The organism is Desulfovibrio sp. (genome assembly GCF_047607245.1).
Lineage (GTDB): Bacteria > Desulfobacterota > Desulfovibrionia > Desulfovibrionales > Desulfovibrionaceae > Desulfovibrio.
In genome coordinates, this window is sequence record NZ_JASGDK010000134.1 from 1 (window position 1) to 11,777 (window position 11,777).

The window sequence follows — 11,777 nt, forward strand, 5'->3', positions numbered from 1 at the left end:
GCATTGTCGACATAAGGGGCTGCAGTGATCTTGGTTACCAGACGTTCAAAATACTCTGTGTCTGCTGAACCTGCCGCAAATGTCGCTTCAACCTCCACCTTTCCGTCTGCAAATGGGCGTACGTCAATATCTGTGGCATCATTGCCCTCTGCACGAAGCAGGCTTTTCAACATTGCCAAAGATTCTCCCGTTTTTTCGCCAAGAATAATCATATGTACAGACACGGCGCTTTCCAGAGCTTTCATCTGCAATGGAGCGCGGTTGATGGCATTGGCTATGGGGCGCAACAGAGTGTTCGCCATAAGAACAAAGAGCGCGGCCAGGCAAGATTCGCCCAACAAGTCGGCCCCCGCGCAGGCCCCTATGGCTGCGACCCCCCAAAGCGTAGCGGCAGTGTCCAGCCCGCTCACCCTTCCCTGATCGCGCATGATAATGCCCGCCCCAAGAAATCCCACGCCTGATATGATGTATGAAATGGCTCTGGCTGCTCCATCCGGTCCGGCAATACAGGCCGCAATATCCACAAAAACAGAAGAGCCTATGGCCACAAGCACATTGGTTCTCAGGCCCGCAGTTCTTTGCCTGTACTGCCGCTCAAAACCAACAATGGAACCAAGAATAAAGGCAACCGTTACGCTGAGGCACGAATCGAGAAAAGATTCGAGCTGAAAGCTCTGTATCGCGGCCAAGGTCATTGCTCTCTCCCATACGGTTTGGCTGCTTGTCCCATGAACTCATCTGAGCCCAACAAGGCCGAAGTTTTTACCAAAAAGACAGGTTGCAATCTGTCGGGCGCAACCTGCCTGTACTAGTCAATAAATTGTTTCTCATACCAAAGACCGGCAAAGTCTATTTTTCCGGTAACGGCACACCAATAAAGGGAAGGGGTAAACGGGCATAAGAATGCCAAATTGACAGTTCATAGTCGAGAAAAAATGGCACGGGGACGCTACCAAGCGCAATGCTTGATAGTGAAGAATGTGCGGCGAACCTGCGCACCGTTCAGAATGATATTGGGATATTGATCATATGTGAATATCTATAGCAGCTCATAAAAAAGCGGCGTCACGCGGCAATGGGCACAATACAATCTATTTTGCCTCGCCTGTGTCAGACTTTTCGCTGTGGGCTGATGTAAAAAACTGCGTGTTGGCCCTCACATCGGGCAAATGTCAAATACAATGACCAGTTCTCAAGGCCCTTCTTTTCAAGATTTCCTCACTGGACGGCAAATTCTGCCGCATCTGCCTGCCATGCCGAAATTTTGGCGTTCCTAGTGCGGCGGCCTTTGCCGCTGCGCCCTACACCACCGTGCATACCCCAAATCAATGCTATGAATTGATTGCATAATTAAATATTGGCACGCCCAATGCATATTATTGGGCAAGCCAAAGGCGCATACAGCGCCTTGCGCAAACCAGCTTTAGTTGGGGAGAAAAAAATGAGCAATCAACTGGATTACGAAATCAATAAAGAACTGGGCGAGTGCTATCTTTTCATGGGCGACTTTGACAAGGCCGAAGAATATTACCGCAAAGCCGCCAACAGCAACACCCAGAGCGCCGCTCCCTACATGGGTCTGGCAACTGTGGCCGTGCAGCGTTCCGAACTGGACAAGGCCCTGGTTCTTTACCAGAAGGCTGCGGCTGTGGAAGAAACCGACAAGGCTCTGTGCGGCATTGGTCTGGTTCTTATGGAACAGGGCCAGCACGAAGGCGCTTTTGAACATTTTTCCCGCGCACTGAACAAAAATGCGGAAAATATCGTAGCCCTGAACTGCCTTGTGCGCGAAGCTTACCAGCTGGGTTGCGTTGAAAACGTGCTGCCCTATCTGGAAGACACCTTGCGCACCGGCACTGAAGCTGAAGCTGTTCGCGTGACCCTGGCCGGATGCCTCATCTACCTTGGCCGCAGTGAAGATGCCCGTCAGCATCTGGAAACCGTGCTTGGCGCCAACCCCGCCAACAACAACGCCAAAGAACTTTTCGAAACGATGGCTGCGTAGTCATGGCCTCCGGGCCAGGCCGCTGCCAAAAGATACTCCCCTCCCCACATGATTTTCCGGCCCTTGGCGGGTGCCGGGGCCGGAAAATCTTTCCCTTGGGGAATGGGCGGCACCGTTCGCCTGCTGTGGGCCATTTTGGTTCCAGTTATGGCAACGCAGCCACAGCGAAAAATCCCTGAAAAATATTTTTCAGGGATTTTTGTTTTATTCTCTCCACTTGCATGACATGCCTTCTTTTTCATCACGTTTAAACGCTGGCCGCGTCAGTGCCGTAAACAGACCGCACATACATCTGAATGAAATAAAAAAAGGGGCCACATCCAATACGGATGCAGCCCATATATTTCGACTGTCTATGCTCTGCCACGGCTTATAGCGCTTTCAAAACGCAAGGCTCAACTGGCGAACCCTGCTTCAAAAATAGCCTCACCAGCCTCACGGCCTCTACGAATTACCTGTTGAGCACCTTGATACTGGGTTTGACTTCAAAACGGCACGTGCGATCCCCTGTGCACCAGCAGTCAACCTCGCGCACGTCAAATTCCGTGCCGGTCTGGGCAAGAAGCACACCGGCCAGAAAGCCCTCGTCGTAGTGGCAAACCGTGTGTTCCATATCCGGCAGGCCGGAGCAATCCAGATCTTCAGCCACGGTCAGCGTAAAGTGAGAAGCCTCATAATTGGCGCTTTCAACCCGCAAAATTCCTATGCCGAAATCCAGCAAGGCTTTCTGCACTGCTGCCACAAAGTCGTCAAATCTCTCACGGCGGCCAACAAATCTTTCACAAAATTTGCGCCCCGCAAGCTTGCCGCTTTCGCGCATAATCTCTTCAGATGCAGCAGTGCCATAGCGAGATTCAATAATATCACGCATGGTGTACTGAAAGAGCCTGTACACTTCAATGCGCGCGTTATTGCCAAGATTGGGCCTGCCATCATGAACATTGCCGACAAAATCCCAACTGAAAGCATATCGCCGGGTCAACATGAAAAACCGCCTTTGCAGAGCTTGTGCCGTGCAAACTACGTAGCAATAACAAACAGTCGCAAAACACCGTAAGCTGGCGAGATTTTAAAACTTTCAAACAGCTCGCACCTACAGGATTTGCGGGCAGTTTGTCATGCCCAAAGTGCATGCCCTTTCGCATGTTCGCGTTTTGGACATACTATACAGTGCGGCAAGGCTGCGGTCGGCTAACGGCTTATGGGCGGCACATCGCCACTGACCTTGAGCATGGTTCCCAAGTGACGCCGGGCCAGGGCCAGCTCGCCCTCCGTCACCTCGGGCATGTCCTTGGACCGCACGCCGTTCATGTCATTGCCTTCTTCAACAATGGCCAAAGCGGCAGCCATGCGCCCCATAACACAGAAAAAGCGTACCGGGTCCCAGCCTTGCTGCTGCACCCAGGCTGCAGCCTGCGGCGAATACATGAAATCCGGCTTGCCGTTTGTCAGTGTAGGATGGGCCTCTTCATTGTTGGCCTTGGCCCAGGCACGAAAATTCGGCAGCACTTCAAGAAAACTTAACAGTTCCTTATCAGTGACAGGAGGCTGCTTTTCATAGACAGTAGAAGCCTTTGAGGGTTGCTTTTTCCCTTGGCTGACAGCCGCCAGAGCCTGTCCGGAAAAAAACTCACCGGGCAAACCGGAAGTCAGGGTCAGGCATAGGACGGCCATTCCCGCCAGCAGCGTACGCATGACAGAGCACGCTGCCCGCGCCTGAAATTTCGTGGTCAGTGATGCCATCGGGCGCGTCAGTGCCCGAACATTCGACAACATATTATTCATTCAATACCGAACCGCGCTGAATTTCGAGAGTCTGTCCATATTATGGTACGACTCCACATACCGCAATGTACCCGTTTTACCGCGTAAAACCAAAGAGTGGGTCACTGCGTATTTTGAGCTGTAGCGCACACCGCGCAGAAAATCACCGCCTGAAATGCCAGTGGCCGCAAAGAAACAGTCATCGCTGCGCACAAGGTCATTAACGGTGAGCACTTCACGTGCATCAATACCAGCCTCGTTGATGGCTTCCTTTTCCACATATGACTGGGGATCGAGCCGGGCCAGAATCTGCCCGCCCATACCCTTGATGGCGCAAGCCGCCAGCACGCCCTCAGGAGTGCCGCCCGTGCCCATCATGATATCCACTTCAGAACGTGGGTCTACGGCCATAAGGCCGCCAGCCACGTCGCCGTCAGTCTGAAGCTGGATTCGCGCGCCCGCCTGGCGGATTTCACTGATAAGTTTTTCATGCCGGGGCTTATCCAGCACAAAGACCACCAGGTCCTGTACAGTTTTGCCCATAGCTTTGGCCACGTTGGCCAGGTTCACCTTGACGGGCGCATCCAGATCAATGACATCACGCGCCTCACGGGCCACCACCAGCTTTTGCATGTAAAAGCTGGGGCCAGGATTAAACATGCTGTTCTTGGGGGCTACGCCCACCACAGAGATAGCATTGGGGCGGCCATAGGCCAGAAGGCTTGTTCCTTCCACCGGGTCCACGGCCACATCAAGGCAGGGGCCCACGCCCATACCAACCTTTTCACCATTAAACAGCATTGGGGCGTTGTCTTTTTCGCCCTCGCCGATGACTACCAGACCGTCAATATGAAGAGTGGCAAAGCTGATACGCATGGCGTCAACGGCAGCGCCGTCTCCAGCCTCCTTGTCTCCGCGCCCGAGCCAGCGAGCCGACGCCAAGGCCGCCGCTTCGGTAATACGCACAATATCCAGGGCCAGATTTTTTTCCGGTGCTTCCACCATATCTTCCTCCACTCGTTCTTCGTTATCCAACACACTGCTCTTACCCCAGCGCGCTGCCGTCTTCAAGAAAAAACCCCTTGCACTCCCAGCTCCAGGCAGACCGCCACTATCCGGTGAGCAGTCTGCCCGTTGCAACACCACTGCGATCTGATGAAATGCGTGGGACCGCCGGCAAGCTTTGAACAGAACACTTTAACCTTGAAAAAAGTTCACCTGTTCTAACGCTGCAAAAAAGCGCAGCGCCGCAACTGGCCATGCCAGCCCCACCCCATCAGCTTTCACTTCAGCAATAAAACATTGGGCACATGGCCCGGTAAAAAAACTTCTTCAATTAGTCCTGTAGCCAGAATACCTAGCTTCAGCCCAAAAACGCTACAGAAAATGTTATGGCAGGCGGTAACGCCCAGCTACAGGGGCCTGCCATCCGGCACCGAAGGGCATGCGGCTGATAAAAAGCGCCAAAGGCTCCTGCCTGCGTTTGAATTCCGCCATAAAGAGCTTGCTGCGCACTTCAAGCCGCAGAGGGGAAGAATTGTCGCCCACAGGCGGTGTTGCCGGGAGCAGCAGATCTTCAAGCACGGGATCGAGTTCCGCGTAAGGCGGCAGGCTGTCCTCATCTTTCTGGCCGGGGCGCAGTTCTGCCGAAGGGGCCTTGTCAAAGACCTGCTGCGGAATAATCTGTTCCCCTTTGTGCGCGTTGTACCAGCGCGCCACGGCGTAGGTCTGGGTTTTGGTCAGGTCGCCGATGACGGCCAGCGCGCCCACAGTGTCGCCATACAGGGTGCTGTACCCCATTGCGGCTTCGCTTTTGTTGCCCGTATTGAGCACAAGGGCCCCGGCGCGGTTGGCCAGAGAAGACAGCAGGGTTCCGCGGATGCGGGCCTGAAGGTTCTCAAACGTGGTATCGCCCGGGCGGGCCTCAAAAAGATCCAGACCAGGAGCAAGAACCTGCGTAAAAGCAGTCATGGCTGGCTCGATGGGCAGGGCTACTGTGACAACGCCGAGATTTTGCGCCAGACTGAGGGCATCCGTTACCGAACCTTCGCTGCTGTATGGCGAAGGCATCAGTACGCCAGTAACATTTTCCGCACCAAGAGCTTCCACAGCCACGCAGCACACCAGGGAAGAGTCAATGCCGCCGGAAAGGCCCACGATAACTTTTTCGGCACCGCATTTACGGACAAAATCGCGCGTGCCAAGGGTAAGCGCCCGCCAGCAGTCTTCCTCAACGCTGGCGCACAGGGGCTCTGGAGCCTTGACGCCCGACGATGCGCCTCCGGGCGCGCTTGGGGCCGTATCCACCACAAGCACGTCTTCTTCAAAGGCCTTTCCCCGTGCCAACAGTTGGCCCGTGGGATCAAAAACCAGGCTCTGGCCGTTATAGATCCGGCTGTCGTTGCCGCCCACAAGGTTGACCGATAGGAGGTGCACGTGATGCCGCGCAGCCACATGCGAAAGCATGTGTTCGCCCGCCGCCTGCGCACCTTCGCTATAGGGAGCCGCAGCCATGTGGATAAGCGCATCGACGCCGCGCTGCACCAGTTCCATAAGTGGATTATGCCCGCTGGCGTAGCGGGTTTTCCAAAAAGCTTCTTCTTCGCTGTGGGCGTCTTCACACAAAACCACGCCCATGCGCCAGCCGCCCAGAGTCAGAATACCGCAGGAGATGCCCTTATCAAAATAACGGCTGTCTTCCGCATCAGGCCCGGAACCTTGGGCGCCGCTTTGACCGCTCTGATAAATCTTGCGCGAAGCCACCTGCCATGTTCCCTTGTGTACCAGTACGGCGGCATTGGAAAGCAGACCCGAGGCATATACGCTGGGCACAGGCGCACCCACAAGCAAGGCAGGCCCGCCCTTGAGAGCTTCTGCCATATGGTCGAGCGCCTTGCGGCAACCCTCGGCAAAGTCTTCGGCACACAGATAGTGCCCAGGCGCGACACCGCACAGCGCCAGTTCAGGAGTCACACACAGCTCTGCCCCGGCGGCGGCAGCCTGTTGCACATTTTCAAGAATGCGCTCCATATTTCCGGCTACGTCGCCAGTGATGCTATTGCACTGCAAAAGGGCTATTTTCATGCCGCTGCCTCCCCCGTGTTAAAGGTATCCGTGTAAAGGTCCGCCGGGTGCGGCCAGAGCATCCACCCTGCGGGTGGTGGCCGGGTCCTCTTCCAGGGGGGGAGCGTGGAAGGGCTTCAGGCGGGCGTCCATAACAAGCGGCGCTTCACATGACCAGTGCTTGGCCCGCGTTTGCGCGCGAGCCCCGTACACATCTGTGGCCGGGTCAGACCGGGTAAAGGCCACCCACAGAAAATTATCCATATCCTGCGCGCAAAATGCCGCGTCATCCGCCACGACAACCAGCGGAAAAGCCTCGCGTCCCGGCCAGTGGGCCAGGGCAACTGCAAGTGCTTCCATGGCCGGATCAGGCTCGTTTCTGCCCAGCGTATGCTTGGGGCCACGTAGCGCCAGCAGGCCGGGCCCAGCCACGCGCGCATCCCCGAAGCCCTCGGGCAGGGGCGGCATGTCCGCAGCCGGGCCCGTCAGTTCCAGCCCCAGTTCGCGCCGTTTCTCGCCAGCAGCGGCCCATATGAGCTTGGAACCTTCATTAAGCCCAAGCCCCGTATAGTCCAGAGTATCATTGGTGCTGTGCGTGATGAAATGCAGATCACGCGCGAAATCCGTACGTTCAAGCAGGTGGCGTAAAAACTGTGGCGCATGGCTGGCACTGAGGCCGGGGGCGTCTTCATGAGCCGCTACAAGAACGTACTTGGCAAGGGCGGTTTGCGTAGTGCCCAACAGGTGCAGGGCCATTGTCAGCAATTCACGCGGTCTGCGAGCGGCCTCATAGGGAGTGTAGCGCTCGCTGCCCAAGGCAAGCAGCAACGGATGTACGCCAGCGGCGTCTACAGCGTGGACCTCGCGAACGCCCTGAAAGACCTGAGGCACCAGAGGCCCGGTAAGTTCGTGGATGAAGTCGCCAAAAACCGTGTCTTCCTGGGGCGGCCGTCCTACGGCGGTAAAGGGCCACACCGCTCCTTTGCGGTGATACACCGCATCCACCTTGAGCACAGGAAAATCGTGAGTAAGGCTGTAATAACCCACATGGTCGCCAAAGGGACCTTCGGGCTTGGGCGAAGGCATGATATGGCCGCTGATGCAAAAATCCGCTTCGGCCAGTGCGGGCAATGGCAGGCCTTCGGCCCGCGCCAGCTCCATGCGCCGACCGCCTAAAAGCCCGGCGAAGCGCAGTTCGCTCAAGCCCTCGGGCAAGGGCATGACTGCGGCCACGGTAAGACTTGGCGGGCCGCCAACATATACGTGTACGGGCAAGGGACGGCCTGTGGCGATCGCCTGGGCGTGGTGCACGCCAATGCCACGATGTATCTGGTAGTGCAGGCCCATTTCATCCGGCGCGTACTCATTACCGCTCTGCTGTACACGATACATGCCAAGGTTGGAGGAATCAGCTCCAGGCCTGGCGGGGTCTTCGGTGTAAACGAGCGGTAAAGTGATAAACGCACCGCCGTCCATAGGCCAGCAGGTCAACTGGGGCAGATCCGCAGGCTTGCAACGGCATTCGAGCACAGGCACATTACCGCCATCGCCCCCGCTGCCGCGCCGCACCTTGGGCAGCATATGCCAGAGGCCCGGCACTGCGGGCAACGCGCGCCAAGGTTTTTTGAGAGCAGCCACGGGATCGGCCTTGGCGTCCAGCACAGCCTGCACCGCAGGCAGGCTGTCTCTGAAAATATAGTGCAGGCGTTCGCGCGTGCCAAAAAGATTGCACAGCATGGGAAAAGACGTGCCCTTGACCCGCGTGAACAGCAAGGCCGGAGCCTTGGCCCTGAAGGCCCGCCGCTGGATGGCCGCCAGATCCAGATACGGGTCCACCTCCGCGTCGATGCGCTTCAGATGACCGTTCGCTTCCAGATCGGCAAGACATTCCTGCATGTTGCGGTAGCCCATCAGCAAATCTCCTTTTCCTGTCCGGCTGGTTCAACTGGTTTGCCCGATTCGGCCAATCCATTTTGTCCGGCCAGCGCAGTTTGCCCGGCAGATTCAGTGCTTTTGTCCGCACAACCCTGCATAGCGGGTAAATGATGGCAGGCCAGAGGCTGCACCGCCGCCACGGGGCGCTGCCCTGACAGCGTTTGCCTGAAATGCTCCAGAATTTCCGCATGATCGAAAACCAGCGGTTCGGGCAAGGCGTCCAGGGGATAGAACGCTGCCTGCGCCGCGTCATCGCCAGCCTGAATGGCATCGGGATTGCGTGCCTTGCCTGTGAAAACTACCGTAAGAGTGTGCTGACGCGGGTCACGTTTGGGGCGGGAATACACGCCCAGCAAGCCTGTCAGACCAACATCCAGCCCGGTTTCTTCACGCATTTCGCGCATGGCGGCATCTTCGGCCTGCTCGCCTTCGTCGATAAATCCGCCCGGCAGGGCAAAACCTATGGGGGCATGCCTGCGGCGGATTATCACCACGCCCCTGTCCGGCTCATAAATAACCACATCAGCCGTGGGCGCAGGGTTGCGAAAGCAGGAGTAAGGCTTGCCGCAGTGCGGACAAACAATGTCTTTTTTCATTCCAGCCTCAGGGTTCTTTGCTTTTGGCTAAAGCCGCAGGCAGACGCATACTAAGCCAGCACGGGCCGGGCCGCAAGAGTTAGCAGCCAGCGTGCGACTATTGTTGACAAAAAAGTATGGCTGCCATACAAATGACTAATGCACGATAAAGACACAAGAAAAACCGCTGTGGAACTCCGCATTCAGCAGGCAGTTCTGGACGACCACGATGACCCTGACATCCAGCGTCTGCGCAACAACCACATCTGTTTTGCCCTGCTTTCTCTTGTAAACCAGTTTTATGCGCTGGAACGTCAATGCCGCAATTTTGGTACTGATGTGGAGATTTATCTGGCTGAAATCCAGATGATTATGACCATTCATAATGCTGAAGGCATTCATGTGAACGGGCTTGCCCAAAAACTGGGAATAACCAAGGGCAGCGTATCTGAAATGCTGCGTAAACTCGAACGCAAAGGTCTTGTGCGCAAGGAAAAAGATCCGCTAAAAATGACGCGGCTCAATGTTTATCTTACCGCGAAAGGCACTATCGCCCACCAGAGCCACATATTTTTTCACCAAAAATTGGATAATCTCGTGCTTGAAACCGCTGCAGAGCACGACCCCGAAACTGTTAAGATTTTCGCGCAATTTTTAAATAACATTCTTGGCCGCCTTACCGCTTTCAGCAAGGCAGATACGCAACCTTTTGCGCCATGTGCAGAGCAGCAAAGCAAGCTTGACGCCTGACATTCACCTGAATCCGCCAACTGGCTGCAGGAACGAGCATGAGCAGACACGACATGATAGGCAAAGGCGAAGCCTTCACAGGCCTGAGGTCGGGCAGGCAGTATGAATTCATGGCCAGAGTGTTTGGACTGAACAACGATTTTTACAGCCGTGCCCTTGGGGATTTGCGTCTTGACGACGGCATGGCCGCTCTGGACATGGGCTGCGGTACGGGCGCACTGAGCTTCGCACTGGCGCAAAAGTCTTCGCCACGCTGCAATATACACGGTGTGGATCTTTCTAAAGACCAGATAGCCTATGCCAACAAACGCCTTGATATTCAGGGCGGCCCGCTGCATTTCAGCACAGCTTCTATGGATGACGCGCTTTTTCCCGATGCGGGACTGGACCTGATCGTGACCTCAATGGCGTTGCATGAAGCCACGCCGCAAGTACGCCGCACAGCTCTGGCCAACACCGCACGCATGCTTAAGCCCGGCGGCAGATTTCTTTTGGTGGACGTTGCAAAACCGCTTTTACGTGGATGGGGCCTGCTGCTGCGCCCGGTCATAGCCCTGAAAAAGAAGCACCGCGACAACTGCAACAATATTTACGCGGATATTTGCGAAAATTTGGGGCTGATTCGGACAGAAGACAGCTACATCAATCCCATCGTTCGCAGGCAGGTTTTTGTTCGGCTTGGGCTGCCTGCCAGCAGCCCGCAAACTCCTGAGTAGGGGTATTGAAGGCCCCCCAGCCAGAACGGCTTCCGCAAAAAAATATCAAAGCAGATTGACTTTGAAATGCTTCACACTTCAAGGTTACTCTGCTGAAAAACGCAATTTCAGTAAATATGCGCTGTGTTACGGCGCGCTGCACCCTTGCGCAGCGTTAGAGCATGTAAACTTTTTCAAAGTTAAAATGCTCTATTCTTCGACAATAAATCCGGCAGACTCCAAACACTTCTGGCTCACAGCTCCAGCGCGGATTATGCGCAGACGCGGAGCACGCCCCCCTGCACCGCCGTCCTCATCTGCCAAAGGTTCCACAAGCGTCGAGGGCAGCCCCCCCTGTGGCCGCGGGGCATCTGTGACCACACAGGGTATTTGCCCCCTGCTTTCCAGCGCTGCCAGTAATTCGGGAGCCAGTTTTTCCACCTCGCATGCGGGCTGCCCCCCATTCAAATTGGCGCTGCTGGCCGTAAGCGGGCCGCCCGCCTCACGTGCCAGAGCAGCTGCCACAGGATGCGACGTCACGCGCACAGCCACCTGCCCGCGCTCATTCACAAGGGCTGGGGGCAACACAGCTTTCGCAGGTAACAGCACCGTGAGGGGCCCCGGCCAAAAGGCGGCAAGAGCTTCCGGCATGGCCGCAATATCGGCCACAGCCCGCACCTGTTCAATGTCTGCCGCCAGCAATAGCAGCGGTTTGTGGACGGGCCGCCGCTTCAACTGGTAGACTAGATCAACGGCCGCGGCATTTGTTGCCAGACAGCCAAGACCATAAAACGTTTCCGTAGGAAAAATCAGCGTATGACCGCTGCGCAGACAGGCTGCAGCCTCTTGCAGATTCTGGCAGAGCAATTGGAGAGACATGGCAGGTAAACCTTTACGATGTATCAGTGTGGGCAAGGTAAAAACACCTTTCTGGAAAGACGCAGCAGCCCACTATCTTACACGCATCAACCGCTGGCGGCCCCTGGAATA

General features: G+C 55.9%; 12 protein-coding genes. 4 read left to right on the forward strand and 8 right to left on the reverse strand.

Going from position 1 to position 11,777, the window contains the following annotated elements; genetic code table 11:
- On the reverse strand, window positions 1–695 hold a 695-nt coding region (locus QM579_RS10675), incomplete at its 3' end, for an MgtC/SapB family protein (protein ID WP_414999130.1).
- Between the two features lie 746 nt (window positions 696–1,441).
- Between QM579_RS10675 and QM579_RS10680 the strand changes: the two genes are divergently transcribed.
- Together QM579_RS10680 and QM579_RS10685 are read left to right on the forward strand one after the other, a co-directional pair.
- A complete protein-coding gene (locus tag QM579_RS10680) occupies window positions 1,442–2,005 on the forward strand; it encodes a tetratricopeptide repeat protein (RefSeq protein WP_414999131.1) in 564 nt (187 codons plus the stop codon).
- Window positions 2,006–2,053: 48 nt separating this feature from the next.
- A complete protein-coding gene (locus QM579_RS10685) occupies window positions 2,054–2,230 on the forward strand; it encodes a hypothetical protein (RefSeq protein WP_414999132.1) in 177 nt (58 codons plus the stop codon).
- Window positions 2,231–2,456: 226 nt separating this feature from the next.
- On the opposite strand, the gene QM579_RS10690 is transcribed toward QM579_RS10685, so the two are convergent.
- The 6 genes from QM579_RS10690 to QM579_RS10715 all read right to left on the reverse strand — a co-directional run bounded on the left by QM579_RS10690 (window position 2,457) and on the right by QM579_RS10715 (window position 9,363).
- Window positions 2,457–2,990, reverse strand: a complete 534-nt coding sequence (locus QM579_RS10690; RefSeq protein ID WP_414999133.1) for a V4R domain-containing protein — start codon at window positions 2,988–2,990, stop codon at window positions 2,457–2,459.
- A 206-nt stretch (window positions 2,991–3,196) separates the two neighbouring features.
- On the reverse strand, window positions 3,197–3,700 hold the full coding sequence (locus QM579_RS10695; protein WP_414999134.1) for a serine/threonine protein phosphatase: 504 nt from the start codon (window positions 3,698–3,700) through the stop codon (window positions 3,197–3,199).
- Between the two features lie 90 nt (window positions 3,701–3,790).
- On the reverse strand, window positions 3,791–4,771 hold the full coding sequence (gene glpX / locus QM579_RS10700) for a class II fructose-bisphosphatase (protein WP_414999141.1): 981 nt from the start codon (window positions 4,769–4,771) through the stop codon (window positions 3,791–3,793).
- 387 nt (window positions 4,772–5,158) lie between these two features.
- Window positions 5,159–6,853: an NAD+ synthase gene (locus tag QM579_RS10705; RefSeq protein WP_414999135.1), complete on the reverse strand. Its 1,695-nt coding sequence runs from the start codon at window positions 6,851–6,853 to the stop codon at window positions 5,159–5,161.
- A gap of 18 nt (window positions 6,854–6,871) precedes the next feature.
- Complete coding sequence (locus tag QM579_RS10710) at window positions 6,872–8,743, reverse strand: UbiD family decarboxylase (protein ID WP_414999136.1); 1,872 nt, start codon at window positions 8,741–8,743, stop codon at window positions 6,872–6,874.
- On the reverse strand, window positions 8,743–9,363 hold the full coding sequence (locus tag QM579_RS10715) for an NUDIX domain-containing protein (RefSeq protein WP_414999137.1): 621 nt from the start codon (window positions 9,361–9,363) through the stop codon (window positions 8,743–8,745). The genes QM579_RS10710 and QM579_RS10715 overlap by 1 nt, the downstream gene beginning before the upstream one ends.
- Window positions 9,364–9,501: 138 nt before the next feature.
- Between QM579_RS10715 and QM579_RS10720 the strand changes: the two genes are divergently transcribed.
- Together QM579_RS10720 and QM579_RS10725 are read left to right on the forward strand one after the other, a co-directional pair.
- Window positions 9,502–10,092, forward strand: coding sequence for a MarR family winged helix-turn-helix transcriptional regulator (locus tag QM579_RS10720; RefSeq protein ID WP_414999138.1), 591 nt, complete (start codon window positions 9,502–9,504; stop codon window positions 10,090–10,092).
- Window positions 10,093–10,130: 38 nt separating this feature from the next.
- Window positions 10,131–10,808, forward strand: coding sequence for a class I SAM-dependent methyltransferase (locus tag QM579_RS10725; protein WP_414999139.1), 678 nt, complete (start codon window positions 10,131–10,133; stop codon window positions 10,806–10,808).
- A 189-nt stretch (window positions 10,809–10,997) separates the two neighbouring features.
- On the opposite strand, the gene QM579_RS10730 is transcribed toward QM579_RS10725, so the two are convergent.
- Window positions 10,998–11,666: an L-threonylcarbamoyladenylate synthase gene (locus tag QM579_RS10730; RefSeq protein ID WP_414999140.1), complete on the reverse strand. Its 669-nt coding sequence runs from the start codon at window positions 11,664–11,666 to the stop codon at window positions 10,998–11,000.
- Between the last annotated feature and the right edge of the window lie 111 nt (window positions 11,667–11,777).